Origin of the sequence: Pseudomonas sp. R76, from assembly GCF_009834565.1 — a bacterium.
Classification (GTDB): Bacteria; Pseudomonadota; Gammaproteobacteria; order Pseudomonadales; family Pseudomonadaceae; genus Aquipseudomonas.
On the sequence record NZ_CP019428.1, the window covers coordinates 6,221,455 to 6,240,513 of the forward strand.

The 19,059-nt window shown below is 60.7% G+C and carries 13 protein-coding genes and 1 pseudogene; 6 read left to right on the forward strand and 8 right to left on the reverse strand.

Going from position 1 to position 19,059, the window contains the following annotated elements; all coding sequences use genetic code 11:
• Nucleotides 1-6: 6 nt before the first annotated feature.
• Together PspR76_RS28225 and glyA are read right to left on the reverse strand one after the other, a co-directional pair.
• Entirely contained in the window at nt 7-1,257 is a 1,251-nt protein-coding gene (locus PspR76_RS28225) for a sarcosine oxidase subunit beta (protein ID WP_010207084.1), read from the reverse strand.
• 22 nt (nt 1,258-1,279) lie between these two features.
• A complete protein-coding gene (gene glyA / locus PspR76_RS28230) occupies nt 1,280-2,533 on the reverse strand; it encodes a serine hydroxymethyltransferase (protein WP_159960461.1) in 1,254 nt (417 codons plus the stop codon).
• Nucleotides 2,534-2,850: 317 nt separating this feature from the next.
• On the opposite strand from glyA, the gene PspR76_RS28235 reads away from it, so the two are divergent.
• Entirely contained in the window at nt 2,851-5,046 is a 2,196-nt protein-coding gene (locus PspR76_RS28235) for a hypothetical protein (RefSeq protein WP_159960463.1), read from the forward strand.
• A gap of 15 nt (nt 5,047-5,061) precedes the next feature.
• Nucleotides 5,062-6,123: an NAD(P)/FAD-dependent oxidoreductase gene (locus tag PspR76_RS28240; RefSeq protein ID WP_159960465.1), complete on the forward strand. Its 1,062-nt coding sequence runs from the start codon at nt 5,062-5,064 to the stop codon at nt 6,121-6,123.
• On the opposite strand, the gene PspR76_RS28245 is transcribed toward PspR76_RS28240, so the two are convergent.
• Nucleotides 6,088-6,816, reverse strand: a complete 729-nt coding sequence (locus tag PspR76_RS28245; RefSeq protein WP_159960467.1) for a TraX family protein — start codon at nt 6,814-6,816, stop codon at nt 6,088-6,090. The genes PspR76_RS28240 and PspR76_RS28245 overlap by 36 nt on opposite strands.
• A gap of 90 nt (nt 6,817-6,906) precedes the next feature.
• Between PspR76_RS28245 and PspR76_RS28250 the strand changes: the two genes are divergently transcribed.
• The 3 genes and pseudogenes from PspR76_RS28250 to PspR76_RS28260 all read left to right on the forward strand — a co-directional run bounded on the left by PspR76_RS28250 (nt 6,907) and on the right by PspR76_RS28260 (nt 8,964).
• Complete coding sequence (locus PspR76_RS28250) at nt 6,907-7,947, forward strand: threonine aldolase family protein (RefSeq protein WP_159960469.1); 1,041 nt, start codon at nt 6,907-6,909, stop codon at nt 7,945-7,947.
• A 183-nt stretch (nt 7,948-8,130) separates the two neighbouring features.
• Entirely contained in the window at nt 8,131-8,331 is a 201-nt protein-coding gene (locus tag PspR76_RS28255) for a hypothetical protein (protein ID WP_159960471.1), read from the forward strand.
• A 100-nt stretch (nt 8,332-8,431) separates the two neighbouring features.
• Nucleotides 8,432-8,964: pseudogene (locus PspR76_RS28260) on the forward strand (REP-associated tyrosine transposase).
• Between the two features lie 339 nt (nt 8,965-9,303).
• Here the strand turns inward: PspR76_RS28260 and gbcB are convergent.
• Nucleotides 9,304-10,404, reverse strand: coding sequence for a glycine-betaine demethylase subunit GbcB (gbcB, locus tag PspR76_RS28265; RefSeq protein ID WP_159960473.1), 1,101 nt, complete (start codon nt 10,402-10,404; stop codon nt 9,304-9,306).
• Nucleotides 10,405-10,687: 283 nt separating this feature from the next.
• Between gbcB and gbcA the strand changes: the two genes are divergently transcribed.
• On the forward strand, nt 10,688-11,983 hold the full coding sequence (gbcA, locus tag PspR76_RS28270; RefSeq protein WP_159960475.1) for a glycine-betaine demethylase subunit GbcA: 1,296 nt from the start codon (nt 10,688-10,690) through the stop codon (nt 11,981-11,983).
• A 909-nt stretch (nt 11,984-12,892) separates the two neighbouring features.
• On the opposite strand, the gene etfB is transcribed toward gbcA, so the two are convergent.
• From etfB to dgcA, 4 genes are all read right to left on the reverse strand, one after another.
• Complete coding sequence (gene etfB, locus PspR76_RS28275) at nt 12,893-13,663, reverse strand: electron transfer flavoprotein subunit beta (RefSeq protein ID WP_159960477.1); 771 nt, start codon at nt 13,661-13,663, stop codon at nt 12,893-12,895.
• A 10-nt stretch (nt 13,664-13,673) separates the two neighbouring features.
• Complete coding sequence (etfA, locus tag PspR76_RS28280; RefSeq protein WP_159960479.1) at nt 13,674-14,894, reverse strand: electron transfer flavoprotein subunit alpha; 1,221 nt, start codon at nt 14,892-14,894, stop codon at nt 13,674-13,676.
• Nucleotides 14,894-16,837 carry a dimethylglycine demethylation protein DgcB gene (dgcB, locus tag PspR76_RS28285; RefSeq protein WP_159960481.1) on the reverse strand — a complete coding sequence of 648 codons (1,944 nt, stop codon included), beginning with the start codon at nt 16,835-16,837 and terminating at the stop codon, nt 14,894-14,896. The genes etfA and dgcB overlap by 1 nt, the downstream gene beginning before the upstream one ends.
• A 149-nt stretch (nt 16,838-16,986) precedes the next feature.
• Nucleotides 16,987-19,047: a dimethylglycine demethylation protein DgcA gene (gene dgcA / locus PspR76_RS28290; RefSeq protein WP_159960483.1), complete on the reverse strand. Its 2,061-nt coding sequence runs from the start codon at nt 19,045-19,047 to the stop codon at nt 16,987-16,989.
• Nucleotides 19,048-19,059 lie beyond the last annotated feature (12 nt).

Here is a 19,059-nt window from a genome sequence, read left to right on the forward strand (position 1 = left end):
CTCCTGTTAGTGGGCGACGGCCGCAGCGCCGTGTTCGTCGATTAAGGCACCGTTGTGGAAACGGTCGATGGAAAAAGGGGCTGCCAATGGGTGCATTTCACCCTTGGCCAGGCTGGCAGCAAATACGTTGCCTGAGCCTGGCGTCGCTTTAAAACCACCGGTGCCCCAACCGCAGTTGAAGAACATGTTCGGCACGGGGGTCTTGGAGATGATCGGGCACGCATCCGGCGTGGTGTCGACGATGCCGCCCCACTGACGGTTCATGCGCACGCGGGACAGCACCGGGAACATCTCGACGATGGCCTGGATGGTGTGTTCGATCACCGGGTACGAGCCGCGCTGGCCGTAGCCGTTGTAGCCGTCGATACCGGCGCCGATCACCAGGTCGCCCTTGTCGGACTGGCTGATGTAACCGTGCACGGCGTTGGACATGATCACGCTGTCGATAATCGGCTTGATCGGCTCGGAGACGAGCGCTTGCAGCGGGTGGGATTCGATTGGCAGGCGGAAACCCGCCAGTGAAGCCATGTGCCCGGAGTTACCGGCGGTCACCACACCGACGCGTTTGGCGCCGATAAAGCCTTTGTTGGTTTCCACGCCGATGCACACGCCGTTTTCCTTGCGGAAGCCGATCACTTCGGTCTGTTGGATCAAATCCACGCCGAGTGCATCCGCGGCGCGGGCAAAGCCCCAGGCCACGGCATCGTGGCGGGCCACGCCGCCACGCCGTTGCACGGTGGCGCCGAGTACCGGGTAGCGGGTGTTTTTCGAGCAGTCGAGGTACGGAATCTCGTCGGCCACTTGTTTGGCGTTGAGCAGTTCACCGTCGACGCCGTTGAGGCGGTTGGCGCTGACGCGACGCTCGGAGTCACGGATGTCTTGCAGGGTGTGGCACAGGTTGTAGACGCCACGCTGGGAGAACATCACGTTGTAGTTCAGGTCCTGGGACAGGCCTTCCCACAGTTTCATCGCGTGTTCGTACAGGTGCGCCGACTCGTCCCACAGGTAGTTGGAACGCACGATGGTGGTGTTGCGCGCGGTGTTACCGCCGCCCAGCCAACCCTTTTCGACCACGGCCACGTTGGTGATGCCGTGTTCTTTGGCCAGGTAGTAAGCGGTTGCCAGACCATGCCCGCCGCCGCCGACGATGACCACGTCGTAGACCTTTTTAGGGGTCGGCGTGCGCCACATCTTCTGCCAGTTTTCGTGGTGGCTGAGTGAGTGTTTGAAGAGGCCGAAGCCCGAGTAGCGTTGCATAGTCATTACTCCAAAACCGCGCTCAGCGATAAACCGGGAAATCAGCGCACAGGGCAGACACGTGCTTGGCCACGTTGGCCTCGACGTCGGCGTCGCCGAGGTTGTCGAGGATGTCGCAGATCCAGCCCGCCAACTCGATGCATTGCGGCACTTTGAAACCGCGCGTGGTCACCGCCGGGGTGCCGATGCGCAGGCCCGAGGTCACGAACGGCGACTGCGGGTCATTCGGCACGGCGTTCTTGTTGACGGTGATGTGGGCGCGACCGAGGGCGGCATCCGCCTCTTTACCGGTGAGGCCCTGGCGAATCAGGCTGACCAGGAACAGGTGGTTGTCGGTGCCGCCGGACACCACGTCATAACCGCGCTGGATAAACACGCTGGCCATGGCCTGGGCGTTGTCGATCACTTGTTGCTGGTAGGCCTTGAAGCCAGGCTCCGCCGCTTCCTTGAAGCACACGGCCTTGCCGGCGATCACGTGCATCAGCGGGCCGCCTTGGGCACCAGGGAATACAGCAGCGTTGAGTTTCTTCTCGATCTCTTCGTTGGCCTTGGCCAGAATCAGGCCGCCACGGGGACCGCGCAGGGTTTTGTGGGTGGTGGTGGTGACCACATCGGCGTATGGCAGCGGGTTCGGGTACAGGCCGGCGGCAACCAGGCCGGCGACGTGGGCCATGTCGACGAACAGCAGCGCACCGACCTTGTCGGCAATCGCGCGAAAACGTGGGAAATCCAGGGTCTTGGAGTAGGCAGAGAAACCCGCCACGACCATTTTCGGCTTGTGCTCCACGGCCAGGCGCTCGACTTCGTCGTAGTCGATCAGCCCGGTGTCGGTATTGATGCCGTACTGCACGGCGTTATAGAGCTTGCCCGAGGACGACACTTTGGCGCCGTGGGTCAAGTGGCCGCCGTGAGCCAGGCTCATGCCGAGAATGGTGTCGCCAGCATTCAACAGTGCCAGGTACACCGCGCTGTTGGCGGAAGAACCGGAGTGCGGCTGCACGTTGGCGTAATCGGCGCCGAACAGTTGCTTGGCGCGCTCGATGGCCAGGGCTTCAACCTTGTCGACGTGCTCGCAGCCGCCGTAGTAGCGCTTGCCAGGGTAGCCTTCGGCGTATTTGTTGGTGAGGCCGCTGCCCTGAGCTTCCATCACACGTTTGCTGGTGTAGTTCTCTGACGCGATCAGCTCGATATGATCTTCCTGACGCTGCTCCTCGGCATTCATCGCCGCCAGCAAAGCGTCGTCATATCCCTGGATCTGGTCTTTTTTGCTGAACATCGCGTCTCTCCCAGCCTTTCGTATTGTTGAGGCCCGTGCAGAGCCCTTTGATGCGATGGTAGGGCTGGTGCACACAGGTCAAATGCCTACGGACGCCACGCAAAGGTGCGTTTACGACATGGCCTGGCGCGCAGGCGAACAAAGCGCCGGGATTGCTCACGTCTTACGAGCTGCGGGGGTGGGGAAAAAAACCACCCACTCGCACAAAACACCAAAAAACTAGCTACGCTTGCCACTCAAACAGCGCCAGCTCATGCATTCGACGCGTTCACCGTTCAATCCGAAAGATTGAACGCCACCCCGTCGAGGAAACAGGCATGGCGCTACTTAACCAAGTTATTGATATCTGCAAACGTCTGGCTCCCCATGGCTGGCGAAACCTGTTGCTTGGCCATGGTCTCGACATCCTCGCGCCCAACCTTGACGCCGAACTGGGTAAACCGCTGACCCCAAACCGGACACTTAGCGGTTTTAAAGACTTTGCCTTGACCGGAACGCGCGGTATTGAACCTGGCAAACCCGCACACAGCCTGCTGTATCACGCTCTGGCCAACGCCAATGTGACCACCGACGCCAGCGGCAACCCACTGCAGGCCTATCCCACGCCGGCAGAACTTGAAACCGTCCTCAACTACGTTTACGGCCGCCAGCCGCCCAGCCTTGCGCAATTGCAGGCACGTGCGAATGGGCACCCGATGGCGGTGGTGGTGTTCGCGGTCGAGTACCGCCCGGCACCGGACACGGTGCACAAGGTCCACGCCGATTTGTGTTTTTCGCGCACCGGCATCGCGCGGGTGGGCACAAAGGCCCCGTTGTACGACGCGCCGACCCGGGGTTTCCTGCCGTTTGTAGAAGGGGAAGACCACGCCATTCGAGTGCTGCCTGCGCGCTACAGCGCCTACATCGCGGTCCAGCTCAAAGGCGACCGTGCCAATTTCGGCCCGATGCGCTTTGGCGCAGCAGATGCAGCCGGTGATTTCTGGGTGCCGCTGCATAAACTGTTCAATGGCAGTGAGTGTGTGGCTGGCATGACCCTTGATCTCAATCTGCACGCACAGCATAAAAACGAAAAGTTACGCCGCATACACTTGGAGCTGGCACCCGATTCCGGCTGGGGTGAACCCCATATTAGCCAACCGCCCTTCATCACCACCGAAGGCCTCGCGGACTGGCTGCCTGAGCCAGCGTATGGCCCAGGATTAATGGCCGCCACGCCCCATGAACATCTGGCTGAAGCCGCCCGATACCTGGGTAAACCGTTGACGTTCAACGTTCCTGAAGACGCTAGCCTCCTGGCTTCCAGCCTGGCACTGAACGGAAATGCGCCGGAGTTCGTGCATATTCGCCATAAAGTCGATGAGGCGGGCAACGTCATCAATCTCAATCGCCGGGCCGGCATGTTTGATGAGTTGCAGAAGGGCAATTACAAGGCCCTGCACTACGTGGACTTTACCGCCGATGGTCGAATCCAGGCTCAGTGCGCAGCGCTGGACAACGCCATTCCACAGCGCGTGGCCGCGTATTCATTGGTTTGCGCACCGGACTTTTATCCCCTGTGCAAGCAGCGCCACCTGATGGAGTGGCTCGAAACCCTGGACCTGCTTACTCAGCTCACGATGTTCCGCGTGCAACCGCGGTGCCTGTCCGACACTCGTATGCCCGCCAATATCCAGTCTTTTCCCGAGTCCTTTTCCAGTACGGACGTCAGCATTACTGCCATCGTTGCCCAATTTAATACTTCGCCTGCCATGGCCACCCCTCAGCCGAGCGTCCCGTCTGCAAGGTGCGCCTCGTGCCTTCCCGATGCAGGTTCAGGGGTGTTCGCACCCGGCTGGGATATTGGCACCGGTTTTTACCCAGAGGATTCGAGCAGCATTGAACACCTGGCGGCTTTCAGGCTGGGTAGCCCATTTCCCGAAGATGCGAAGCTGTGTGCAGCCCTGAGTTCCTTTTGGCCCGCCGTTGCACCCGACTCAGCGCAATCCTATGAGCCGAATGCCGGCGCCGGTCCGAGCATCAAACCGATGCTGGACCAAGAGATCGGCAAAAATGCCGGGTTCCCCTGGGACGGTGTACCCGCCGCAAAAAAATATATCGCCAATAGCGCCACCCATAGGGCCTACGAGACTTTCCGCTACACCGACTATGTGGAAAACGCGCTCAACGGCAAGTTCGCGCTGACGCTGACGGGCAAAGTCGACTCGCAGGAATATCAACGTCGTGTCGATGCATGGCGCCGAGTCAGGCTGTCATTGGGCGCCAACGCCAGGGATTGGTTTATCGACTCGTTCAACACTGCAACACCGGACGAGTCCCACATAATCACTCTCAACACCAACGTTACCGTTACGCCGAATGACGTGGGTTATCGCTTTGAACTGTTTCGCTATGAACGGGTGACATCGCCCGCGTTCGACCAAGTGCGTATCAAACTCACGGAAACGTTTACTTACCTGGTATGGCCGCAGGTTGTCTTGCGTCAGCAGGGCATCAAGCCTTGGCAGCGCGTTTAGAACAGGCCAGGCCCCATGAAGCACTACGACGTCATCATCCTGGGGGCTGGCGCGGCCGGATGTGCGGCGGCCATTTCGTGCGCTCAACACGGCCTGAAAGTAGCCGTTATCGAGCGCCTGCTGTTTCCACGCGCACGCCCGGGCGAAACCTTGCATCCGGGCATAGAGCCTTTGCTTGCGCAACTGGGCGTGGCTGAACACATTCGCGGCGATGCATTCATCCGTCCTGCGGGGACCTGGGTGCAGTGGGATCAAGAGCGACGCTTTGTTCCATTTGGCGAAGATAAAGACGGGCCCTGGCGAGGGTTTCAAATTCCCAGGGCGACGCTCGATGGGTTGCTGTTGGATCAAGCCATCGCATCCGGCGTGCATGCCCTGCAACCCTGCCAGGCAAAACAGGTGTTAGTGGAAAAGGGCCGCGTCATCGGCATTCAGACCCAGACAGAGAAGGTGTATTGCAGGCACTTGGTTGATGCGAGTGGCGCGCACGGTTGGCTGGCTCGCCAACTGGGGCTTACAGCGCGTCACTACTCACCGCCGTTAACCGCCGTGTATGGCTACAAGCGAGGCTGGGTGGAAGAAACGGCACTTGGTATCTTCGCGGATCAATCGGGTTGGTATTGGACAGCTCACATCGGCCAGGGGCTTTATCACTGGACACGACTGCGTTTTGCCCAAGACAAGCAGCCCAAGGCGTCAGCGGTGCCGGCCTGCCTGGAACAACTGGCCTGTGAGGGCGCCATCCAGGGTGCCGATGTCACCTGGAGACGCTGTGTTCAAGCGGCCGGCAACGGCTATTTCATCATCGGCGACGCCGCCAGTGTGTTGGACCCAGGCGCCTCTCACGGCGTACTCAAGGCACTGATGTCGGGCATGATGGCTGCACGCTGTATCGCCGATGAAACGGCCAGCCCCGCGCATAGACGCGAAATCTCGCGGCACTATTGCCAATGGTTGCGGGATTGGTTCGAGCACGATGTGCAAAAAATGCGCGCGTTCTACGCCGCTCATCCGTTTGCTCCCGATTGGCTCAACACGACGTCAGCCAATGGCCTTGCGGACCACCAACAAGAGTAAAAAATGCATCGGGTACAAAGCGTAGGCCCACCGGCGCATGGCCGGTACAGTGACATATTTGGCGCGGCGCAAAAGCAGCAACCCCGCCAATGGCGCGATCAGGCAGGCGGCCAGCCCCAGCAGCGCAATCACGCTGCCGCTGTTGAGCAGAATCTGCCATTGGTTGGCAGCCACGCAGACCAAGCCCGGTAACACGCTGAAATACCATGGACGGCTGAACACCAGCAGCATCGCCAACGGCAACAACACACCAAAGAAACCGAACATCAGCTGCGTCGAAAACACACCCGCCAGTATCAGGGCAAGCAGCGCCAAACCTCGGTCAAAAAGCGCCTTCTGCTGCCATCCTCTGGCAACCAGCAGCCCCAATGCCAATGTCGGCAATACATTCAACGTATCGGCATCGTCGATAAACATCCGGTACGGCACTTCGCTGATCACACTGAACAGCAGCAGCCAGCCCAGGTAGCGCCATTGGCCGCTCACGGGCGAATTTCGGACACGGTGCAAATTTGCCGCAATCGCCAGGCAAAACCACGGAAACGCCAGGCGCCCCGGCACATACAGGCCATCCAGGCTCAGCCCGACATAGCGCAGGTGGTCCAGCACCATGCTCAGCAGCGCCAACCACTTGAGCAAATCCAGGGCGCCATCGCGCAAGCGTCCGACAGGCATCGTTTGTGTACCGTGCATAATTCCCCAGTGACTTTGCATTTACAGTGCGTGCGCACCCGCGACAATCTTGGTTACAGTGCGCACCAACATCGACCACAGGAATGGGCCATGACCGACAAGAGCCAACAATTCGCCAGCGACAACTATTCCGGCATCTGCCCGGAAGCCTGGGCCGCCATGGAACTCGCCAACCAGGGCCATCAACGCGCCTACGGCGATGATGAATGGACCCACCGCGCCGCCGACGGTTTCCGTAATCTGTTCGAAACAGACTGCGAAGTCTTCTTCGCCTTCAACGGCACCGCCGCCAACTCCCTGGCACTGTCCTCGTTGTGCCAGAGCTACCATAGCGTGATTTGCTCGGAAACCGCCCACGTCGAAACCGACGAATGCGGCGCGCCGGAGTTTTTCTCCAACGGCTCCAAGCTGCTCACTGCCCGCACCGAAAACGGCAAGCTGACCCCGGAATCGATCCGCGAGATCGCCCTCAAGCGTCAGGACATTCACTACCCCAAGCCGCGCGTGGTCACCCTGACCCAAGCCACTGAAGTCGGCAGCGTGTACACCCCGGAAGAAATCCGCGCGATCAGTGTTACCTGCAAAGAGTTGGGCCTGAACCTGCACATGGACGGCGCGCGCTTTTCCAACGCCTGCGCGTTCCTCGGCTGCTCGCCGGCCGACCTGACGTGGAAAGCCGGCGTGGACGTGCTGTGCTTCGGCGGCACGAAAAACGGCATGGCGGTGGGTGAAGCCATCCTGTTCTTCAACCACAAACTGGCTGAAGACTTCGACTACCGCTGCAAACAGGCCGGCCAGCTGGCCTCGAAAATGCGATTCCTCTCCGCCCCCTGGGTGGGCTTGCTGGAAAACGACGCCTGGCTCAAACACGCCCGCCACGCCAACCACTGCGCTCAACTGCTGAGCAGCCTGGTGGCGGATATTCCCGGCGTGGAGTTGATGTTCCCGGTACAAGCCAACGGCGTGTTCCTGCAGCTCTCGGAAGCGGCCATCGAGGCCCTGACAGCCAAGGGCTGGCGCTTTTACACCTTCATCGGCAAAGGCGGCGCGCGCTTCATGTGTGCGTGGGATACAGAGGAAGAGCGTGTAAGAGAATTAGCCGCGGATATTCGGACAGTGATGGGCGCTTAGGCGCGACGAATACTGGCGGATTGCCGAGACTGTTATTTGGTATTTCCGACAGCAGCCAACCCTATTTTCATCGACTAGCCTCTTGGAACCCGAAAGGAAAACGCCGCTGCAGCGGCCACCTTTCGGGTACAACTGCCTGCCGAATAATCGGCCGGAAACGGAAATCCAGCAGAGGGTTAGACCATGGAAGTTCAATGCTACGCCGCCAAAGCGCAACAAGACGGCAGCCTCAGCAACACGTTCGTAAGCTGGGACGAGTTTCGAAAACTGGCTAACGTCGGTGACACCATCAGGGAGCCTTCAAGAACCCTGCACATCTATGAAAAAACCTTTGAATTGACAGCCTCAGGCGATCAGTTCTCCATCCAACTCTACGCCCGTTAATCCCTAACCAGCCTGATCGCTGATCGTTCCCACGCTCCGCGTGGGAATGCCTCCCCGGACGCTCCGCGTCCACGCCACAACTCGATTCAAGGACGACTGGATGGGTAGAAGCCGCTACGTCATCACCGAGCCCGAAAAACCGCATTTCCTGACGTGTACTGTCATGGAGTGGCTACCGCTATTTACCCGCGACTACCTTGTGGGCCATCTCCTGGATTGTTGGCGATATCAGCAAAAGCACCATGCGCTACGCCTGTTTGGCTACGTCATTCTCGAAAACCACCTGCACTTCGTCGCGCAAGCGCCTGATCTGTGCAAGTGCGTCAGTCAATTCAAATCCTTCACTGCTCGCACCCTCATCGACGACCTGCAGCGCAAAGGTGCCGAGCGGTATTACAACGCCTACGCTTCAGCAAACGGGCACACAAGGCAGATCGGGTTTATCAACTTTGGCAGGAAGGCTCTCATGCCGAACTGGTCTACAGCGAGACAGTGATGCGCCAAAAACTTGATTACATCCACCACAACCCGGTAAAGCGAGGGTACGTGGACTTAGCTGAGCACTGGCGATATTCCAGCGCCCGTAATTACGCGGGACGGGAGGGGTTAATAGACATACAAAGGTGGTACTGAGGGCGGGACGCGGAGCGTCCCATGAGGCATTCCCACGCGGAGCGTGGGAACGATCGGATGCGGGAGGTTAGAACTCGAATGATCGTTCCCACGCTCTGCGTGGGAATGCAGCCCGTGACGCTCCGCGTCACAACTGAAGGCGGAACGCGGAGCGTCCCAAGAGGCATTCCCACGCGGAGCGTGGGAACGATCGGGTGTGGGAGGTTAGAACTCGAATGATCGTTCCCACGCTCTGCGTGGGAATGCAGCCCGTGACGCTCCGCGTCACAACTGAAGGCGGGACGCGGAGCGTCCCATGAGGCATTCCCACGCGGAGCGTGGGAACGATCACGTGGAAGGTTAGAACTCGATGCGCACGTCGCCCTTCGGCACGCTGCAGCACGACAGGATGTAGCCTTCGGCTTCGTCTTCTTCGGTGATGCCGCCGTTGTGGTCCATCTCGACCTCTCCGCCCAGCTTCATCACCTTGCAGGTGCCGCAAATCCCCATACCGCAGGCTTTTGGAATCATTAGCCCAAGTTTGGCTGCCGCTGCGTGGACGGTTTCGCCTGGCGCCACACGGATGCTTTTGCCCGAGGCGATAAATTCCACTTGATGCAAGTCGGCCAGGTCGATCTCCGGCGCTTCGGCGGCTTGTTCGGCTTGCTCGACCGCATCGGCACGCGCCTCCGGTGGCGTGGCGCCGAAGGATTCCTCGTGATAGCGCGCCATGTCGAAGCCCGCCGCTTCCAGCAGGCGCTTCACCGCGTTCATGTAGGGCGTGGGGCCGCAGCAGAACACTTCGCGCTCGAGGAAATCCGGCACCATCAGTTCGAGCATCTTGTGGTTCAGGTAGCCGCGATAACCCGCCCAGGGCTCGCCCAGGCCGTGTTTCTCGCAGATCAGGTGCAGGCTGAAGTTGTCGATCCGCGACGCCATGTGCTCCAGCTCGCGGTGGTAAATGATGTCTTTGGGCGAGCGCGCACTGTGGATAAAGGTCATGTCGACATTGGCGTTGGTATCGTAATACCAACGCGCCATGGACATCACCGGCGTAATGCCGACACCGCCGCTGAGGTAAAGGACTTTGGGGTTGCTGAAGTCGATGGCATTGAACAACCCGACTGGCCCGTGCACCGCCAGCTCCTGGCCTTCATGCAGCGTGTCGTGCAGCCAGTTGGAAACCTTGCCGCCTGGCACCCGCTTGATCGTCACCGAGAAGCTGTACGGCACCGACGGCGAACTGGAAATCGTGTACGAGCGCATGATCGGCTGGCCGTCGATTTCCAGCTCCAGGGTGACAAACTGCCCCGGCTTGAAAAAGAACAGGATCGGCTGGTCGGCCATAAAGCAGAAGGTGCGCACATCCCAGGTTTCCTGGATGACTTTGACGCAACGGACGATGTGCCGACCATTGGCCCAGGTCTGGGTGGTTACCGGATTCAGGAAGCTGTTGGACATGCTGTTCTCCGCAGCCGTATATCGGCCTGATGGTGGCGATTCTGCGTAACGCGAGAACCACCCATTTACCTATCTGCGACATTCACATACTTATCGCGACCAGCCCCCATACCACGGGGGTTGCGCGTCGGGATCAGAGTGGGCCATGTCGCTAATGGACAAGGTTCGGCGCATCGGCGGCCCCACACTCGCTCTCAACAAAGACGCTTTCTTTACGCCTTGCAAAGCACCAACCGTAGCCACTATTCGCCGGCCACACAGAATAGCCCTGAGGACACACACGATGGACGTCACCGCAACCTTAAGCTTGGGCGATCCGCTGGAACCCGCACGCAAGGCCACCGCGCAAATGTTGCAAGAGCGCGAGCGCACCTTTTCGCTGCCGCAGCCGTTTTACTCTGACGAGCGGCTGTTTGATATCGACATGCAGGAGATCTTCCAGAAAGAGTGGTTGATCGCCGGCATGACCTGCGAGATCCCCACCAAGGGCAATTACCTGACCCTGCAAGTGGGCAAGAACCCGATCATCGTGATCCGTGGCGCCGAAGGCGTGGTGCACGCGTTTCATAACGTGTGCCGCCACCGTGGGTCGCGCTTGTGCACCAGCGACAAGGGCAAGGTTGCCAAACTGGTGTGCCATTACCACCAGTGGACCTACGAGCTGGACGGCCGCCTGCTGTTCGCCGGTACCGAGATGGGCGACGACTTCGACATGAAGCAGTACGGCCTGAAACCCGTGAATGTGAAGACTGCCGGCGGCTACATTTTCATCAGCCTGGCGGAGAACCCGCCGGCCATCGATGACTTCCTGTCGACGTTGAACCACTACATGGAACCCTACGACATGGAAAACACCAAGGTGGCGATCCAGACCACCTTGTTCGAAAAGGCCAACTGGAAGCTGGTGCTGGAAAACAACCGCGAGTGCTACCACTGCAACGCGTCGCACCCGGAGCTGTTGAAAACCCTGCTGGAGTGGGACGACGTCACCGACCCGCGCGCCGACCAGGCTTTCAAGGACCACGTGGCCGCCTCCGCTGCCGCCTGGGACGCTGAAAAAATCCCTTACGCCCACGCCAGCTTCGGCTTGCGTAACCGTATCGTGCGCATGCCGCTGCTCAAGGGCACCGTGTCGATGACCCTGGACGGCAAACAAGGCTGCAACAAGTTGATGGGCCGCATCAAAAACCCGGACCTGGGTTCGATGCGCATCCTGCACCTGCCGCACTCGTGGAACCACTGCATGGGCGACCACATCATCGTGTTCACCGTGTGGCCGATCAGCGCTCAGGAAACCATGGTCACCACCAAGTGGATCGTGCACAAAGACGCCGTCGAAGGCGTGGACTACGACGTGGAGCGCATGCGCAAAGTGTGGGACGCCACCAATGACCAGGACCGTCGCCTGGCCGAAGAGAACCAGCGCGGGATCAACTCCACCGCTTACCAGCCAGGGCCGTACTCCAAGACCTATGAGTTTGGCGTGGTGAACTTCGTGGATTGGTACAGCGAGCGTTTGCTGAGCAACCTCGGCGCTGCGCCGGCGCCTTACCTCAAGGGCGTCGCCGCACACGAATAACGGCTACACCACCGATCAAAATGTGGGAGCGGGCTTGCTCGCGAATGCAGTGGATCAGCCAACCCATCTGGTGACTGACACACCGCCTTCGCGAGCAAGCCCGCTCCCACATTAGTTATAATCAGTGTTCAATAATTGATCAACTCCCTCGCAACCCTTCACCACTCTGCCCTCCAGCCTTCTCCCAACAACTTATCCACAAAGCCACCCACAGCAATTGTGGGCAAGTGCGCTTCCCCCCGAAAATAAATGAAGAAAATCCGTGACTTATTCAAGTAGTCCGGTTTTAGCCCGACCTGATCATTTATTGATCAAATCTTCGAAAGCCACGGATTACGTGCCCTGTAGCAGTACGCGAACACCTTATCCACAGAAGCACCAACAGACTTTGGGGGCAAGTTTATCGGCGCTGTGGAAAACCGTGTCAAACCTTCATAAGTCGGGGGTTCCGGCGTTTTAAATCAACAAATAAGCCAATTTGATCAAATTTTGATCAGACCCATGAAAGCCTTTATTTATAGGGGCTACAGACGATAGCGAACATCTTATCCACAGAAGCGCCAACAGACTTTGGGGGCAAGTCTGGATCGGCGAATTAAGTTATTCATGGAAAAACCCTGGAAAAACCGTCAGTTAGCCTGGTTGTTTTTCGTACAGAGGGCTGCAGGGCTTGAGTTACCGGGGGTGTGGACAACCGCGAACAGGTTATCCACAGGTGGGTCAACAGGGATTGTGGGTAATCCTAGAAAACACCGCATATCCAATGTGGGAGCGGGCCTTTCTGTGGGAGCCGGCTTGTGTGGGAGCTGGCTTGCCTGCGATGCAGGCAACTCGGTTTAACTGACAGACCGAGTTGCCTGCATCGCGGGCAAGCCCGGCTCCCACAGAAAGACCCGCTCCCACAGGGAATTAGCGCACCACGCCTTCTTCGATGAGCAGCTTGAGAATGGCTTCAGCACCCGCCTCAGGGCTCAACCCTTTGAGCACTTGCCCGCCACCACCACTGGCCTTGGCCGTGGCAGCCTTCATACGGTCCGCACCGCTCTTGGCCTTGATCACCTTGAGGCGCTTGGGCCGTGGCTTGGCGGGTTGCAGCAGTGCGTCTGTGAATAACTCGTCCTGTTCGATCTCGACTTCATGGGCCGCCAGCTCACCGCGCTGTGCAGGGCCGTAGGCGCTCTGGCGTGGCTTGGGCGCGGCGTTATCCACCGTGGCCAGAAACGGCAGGCGCACTTTCAAGCGCCGCCGCTGCCCTCGCGGCAACGCCTGAAGCACGTGGGCTACGCCACCTTCGATGGACTCCACCTGCGCCAGCCCGACAATCAGCGGCCAACCCAGTTGTTCGGCCAGCAGGAACGGCAACATGCCTGAGCCTTCGCCGGTTTCCGCCTGGCTGCCGGTCAACACCACTTGGGCGCCGGCACCGCGCAGATACTCACTGAGTACCGGCAAGGCATCGGAACCTGCCGGCTGTTCCAGCACCTGCAATTGTGGCAAGCCCATGCCCAGGTAACTGCGCAACGTAGGCTCGTGAATATCGCCGGCGTGCAGCACCTGCAACTTATCCCCAGCCATTTGCAGGCCCAGCTCGACCGCCCGAGCATCTTGCTCGGCGCGGCGTGGGCGGCCTGAGGTCGGGTGGGCGCCGATGGACACCAAGCTGATTACATTCGTGGTCATGGTCATGTCCTTAAGCCGCGTCGCGCTTGGCGCCGTTGCGGTAGGCCTCGACCGCAGCGATCAAGGCTTGCAGAATCGCGGCGCTCTCGCCGATCACCGACAGGTCGGCACGCTTGATCATGTCGCAGCCCGGATCGAGGTTGATCGCCACCACCTTGTCGCAGGCACCGATGCCTTGCAGGTGCTGGATCGCCCCGGAAATCCCCACGGCCACGTAAACCCGCGCCGTAACCCAGGTGCCGCTGGCGCCGACCTGGCGATCACGCGCCATAAAGCCATCGTCCACTGCCACCCGTGACGCACCTTCGGTGGCGCCCAGTGCGGCGGCGGTCTGGTGGAACAGTGCCCAATCCTTCACGCCGTTGCCGCCGGAGAAAATGAATTCGGCTTCGGCCATCGGAATCGCGGCCGGGTCCACCGCCACCGCGCCGAGGTCTTCGATGCGCGGCAAGCTGCGCGCCAGGGGTGTGGATAACTCCATGGCCAACACTTCGTGACGCGTTTCACTGACCGGATCGGCACATTCGGCCGCCGCGAGAATCAGGCGTGGCAATGGTCGGGCCAAATCTTCCTGGCCCGCACCGGCGCGGCCGATGCACGCCCCGTCCTTGATCTGCCACACGCGTGTGGCCGGGCGTTCCTTGAGGCTCGCAGCAAAACGCCGCCCCAGTTCGCCGCCGCCACTGCGGCTGTCCGGCAGCAGCCAATGGCGTGGGTTGTACTGGTTATCCACAGCCCGCAGGCCGTGCACACGTTGTTCCGGTGAATAACCGTCGAATTCGTGGCCGTCCAGCACCAACAGCCGGTCGACGCCCGCCGTGGCAAAGGCACTTTCCTTGTGTTCGCCAAACACCACCGCCAGCACTGCCCCGTCGCTGCCGGCGAGTTGCCGCGCCAAGCCAAGTAGATCGCGGTCGTGGCTGCTGAGGCGGCCACCGACCATGTCGGGCACCACGTTGATGTAGAACGCCGGGGCTGTCACCTGATGCAATGGCAACTGCACGTCCACTGCCGCCGTGCGCTTGACCGCGCCGCCCTGCTGGGCACCGCTGCGGTCGATACGCTTGAGGCCGTTGGGGCCGATAAAACCCACGCCGTGCAGGTTTTTGCGGATGACGCCGTTAGGCCCCATCCAACTGTGGAGCGCCGGCTGCATCGCCGCATGCAGCGGGTGCAGGCGGTTGCGGGCGATCCATTCGGCCCGTGGGTCGCGGCGGATAATGTCGCTCATCAATGCACCTCCGCAGGTTCACGCTTAATCGGGGCTTTTGCCGGGGCGGCGTCTTCGAGCAAAGCGTCGGCCACCAGTTCGGCGATGTCTTTGATCAACGGGCGCGGTTCAACCACACCTTCGAGCATCGCCGTGCACTGCGGGCAACCTACGGCCACCAACTCGGCGCCGGTTTCGCGGATGTCTTCCATGCGCATGTCGGGGATACGTTGCTTGCCGGGAATGTCGGTGATCGGTGCACCGCCACCGCCGCCGCAGCAGCGTGAACGGAAGCCCGAGCGTTGCATCTCCTTGACCTCGATGCCCAGCGCGCGCAGCACTTGGCGCGGCGCCTCGTATTCGCCGTTGTAGCGGCCCAGATAACAAGGGTCGTGATAGGTCACGCTGTTGCCCTTGTGCTGGCCCAGGTTCAGCGCGCCGTCGCCGATCAACTCGGCCATGAAGGTGCTGTGGTGCTGCACCAGGTAGTTGCCATTGAACGCGCCGTACTCGTTTTTCAGCACGTGGAAGCTGTGCGGGTCGCAGGTGACGATGCGTTTGAAGCCGTATTTTTCCAGCGTCTGGATATTGCGCGTGGCCAGCAGCTGGAAGGTGGCTTCATCGCCCAGGCGCCGCGCGACGTCACCGCTGTCACGCTCTTCCAGGCCAAGTACCGCGAAGTCGACCTTGGCCGCTTTCAGCACTTTGACGAACGCGCGCAGGGTGCGTTGGTTGCGCATGTCGAAGGCGCCGTCGCCGACCCAGAACAGCACATCGCAGCTGCCTTTTTCGCTCAACAACGGCAGGTTCAAATCCGCTGCCCAGTTCAGCCGACCGCCCGGTGCGAAGCCGCCAGGGTTGTCGGTGGCGATCAGGTTTTCCAGGACTTCGGCGCCCTTGTTTGGCGTGGCACCTTTTTCCAGGGTGAGGTGGCGGCGCATGTCGACGATGGCGTCGACGTGCTCGATCATCATCGGGCACTCTTCCACGCAGGCGCGGCAGGTGGTGCACGACCACAGGGTTTCAGCATCCACCAGGCCGTTGACGATCGGCTGGTGTGGGTTGCCGCTGTGTTCGCCGACAGGTTTGCCGGGATACGGGCTGCCGGCGAACTTGGCATCGGTGCCACCGGCCAGGCCGACCACCATGTCCTGGATCAGCTTTTTCGGGTTCAGTGGCTGGCCAGCGGCGAACGCCGGGCACGCGGCCTCGCACTTGCCGCACTGTACGCAGGCGTCAAAGCCAAGCAGTTGGTTCCAGGTGAAATCCTTGGGTTTTTCCACGCCCAGTGGCGCGGTTTTGTCGCTCAAGTCCAGCGGCTTCAAGCCAGTGGAACGGCCGCCGCCAAAGCGCTCGGCGCGTCGGTGCCAGGCCAGGTGCAGGGCACCGGCGAAGGCGTGTTTCATCGGGCCGCCCCAGGTCATGCCGAAGAACATTTCCGACACGCCCCACAGCACGCCCAGGCTCAGCAATGCCGCCAGCAGCCAGCCACCGAAGTCGGCCGGCAGAATTCCGGCCACCGGCAACGTCACCAGGAAGAAGCTCACCGAGAACGCCATCAGGCTTTTCGGCAGGCGCATCCACGGGCCTTTCGACAAGCGCGCAGGCGGGTTGCGACGGCGCAGGTAGACGAAGGTGGCGCCGACAAACATCAGCACCGAGGCCAGCAGCAAGGCGTAACCGAGGATGCGGTTATGCAGGCCGAAACCGTGCACCAGAATCGCCAGCAACGCCGACAGCACAAAGCCCAAGGCGGTGGCGACGTGGGTGTTGGCAATGTATTTGTCGCGGGCGACCACGTGGTGCAGGTCGACCATGTAGCGCTTGGGCATGGCCAGCAGGCCGCCGAGCAAATCGACTTTGGAGGCACGGCCACGGCGCCACATGTTCACCCGGCGCAGCGCGCCGAGGACGGCAAGGCCCAGGGCGGCAAAGAGCAGGATGGGAAGAAGGATGTTCAACATGGTGAAGCTCCCAAAGACCACGGGGTCAATGATCGTCCCCACGCTCTGCGTGGGGATGCATCCTGTGACGCTCTGCGTCACGACCTAAGAGCGGACGCGAAGCGTCCAGGGCGGCATTCCCACGCAGAGCGCGGGAACGATCAAGTGGGTCAGAAATCCTTGCACAGGCGCAGGGCGTCATAGATCGCGGCGTGGGTATTGCGCTGCGCCACACAGTCACCGATGCGGAACAGCAAGTACCCCTCGCCCGGCTCGCTCAGGCACGGCTGCGGTTTGATCGCGAACAGCGCCTCGATGTCCATCTGGCCTTTGTTGCGCGAACCTTCCTTGAGCCCGTAATAGAGCGCTTCGTCCGGGCGCACACCGTTCTCGACAACAACCTGATCGACCACGCGTTCTTCCTTGGCGCCGGTGTATTCGTTCTCCAGCACCGCCACCAGCTTGTCGCCTTCGCGGTAGACCTTTTCCAGCATCATGTCGCCGGTCATGATCACTTCCTTGGGGTACATGCTGCGGTAGTAAGTCGGGAACGACGTACCGCCGATGGCCACGCCCGGCTTGATGTCGTCGGTGACGATCTCGACCTGGCAGCCTTTGTCCGCGAGGAAATCGGCCACCGACATGCCGGTGAATTCGCAGATGGTGTCGTAGACCAGCACGTTCTTGCCCGGCGCCACCTTGCCGTCGAGCACGTCCCAGCTGCTGACCACCAGGCCTTCCGCCGCGCCCCAGTGTTCGTTCTGCTCCAGGAACGGATGCCCGCCCACAGCCAGCACCACCACATCCGGGCGCAGGTCGAGGATCGCATCGGCATTCGCCGCCACGCCCAGGCGCAGGTCAACGTTCAAGCGCGCCAACTCCAGCTGGAACCAGCGCGTGATGCCGGCAATCTGGTCGCGTTGCGGGGCCTTGGAGGCGGTGGTGATTTGCCCACCGATAAAGTCTTTCTTCTCGAACAGCGTCACGTCGTGGCCACGCTCGGCGGCAACGCGGGCAGCTTCCATCCCGGCCGGGCCGGCACCCACCACCACGACTTTGCGTTTGGGCCCTGTGGACTTCTCGATGATGTGCGGCACACCCATGTATTCGCGCGAAGTCGCGGCGTTCTGGATGCACAGCACGTCCAGCCCTTGGTACTGGCGGTCGATGCAGTAGTTGGCGCCGACGCATTGTTTGATCTGGTCGACCTGGCCCATCTTGATCTTGGCGATCAGGTGCGGGTCGGCGATGTGGGCGCGGGTCATGCCGACCATATCCACATAACCGCCTTCCAGAATGCGCGTGGCCTGGTTCGGGTCCTTGATGTTCTGCGCGTGCAGCACCGGGGCCTTGACCACTTCCTTGATACCGGCGGCCAGGTGCAGGAAAGGCTCCGGTGGATAACTCATGTTCGGGATCACGTTGGCCAGGGTGTTGTGGGTGTCGCACCCCGAGCCGACCACACCGATAAAGTCGAGCATGCCGGTGTCGTCGTAGTACTTGGCGATTTGCTTCATGTCCTCGTGGGACAAGCCGTCCGGGTGGAATTCGTCGCCGCACAGGCGGATGCCCACGCAGAAATCCGGGCCGACTTCCTTACGTACGGCCTTCAACACTTCCAGGCCGAAGCGCATGCGGTTTTCGAAGCTGCCGCCCCATTCGTCAGTGCGCTTGTTGACCCGCGGGCTCCAGAACTGGTCGATCATGTGCTGGTGCACCGCCGACAGTTCCACGCCATCCAGGCCACCGGCCTTGGCCCGCGCCGCAGCAGTGGCGTAGTTGCCGATCACGCGCCAGATTTCTTCCGGCTCAATGGTTTTGCAGGTCGCACGGTGCACCGGCTCGCGGATGCCCGACGGCGACAGCAGCGTCGGCCAATGCTCGCCATCCCATCGCGAACGACGGCCCATGTGGGTAATCTGGATCATGATCTTGGCGCCATGCTTGTGCATGGCATCGGCCAGGTTCTGGAAGTGCGGGATGATGCGGTCATCGGCCAGGTTGACCGATTTCCACCAGCCTTGCGGGCTGTCGATGGCCACACTGGAAGACCCGCCGCAGATCGCCAGGCCGATCCCGCCCTTGGCTTTCTCTTCGTAATACTTCACATAGCGGTCGGAGGTCATGCCGCCGTCGGTGGCATACACCTCGGCGTGGGCGGTACTGAGCACGCGGTTGCGGATGGTCAGTTTGCCGATCTGGATCGGCGCGAACATTGCTTCGAAAGCCATGGCACGGTTCCT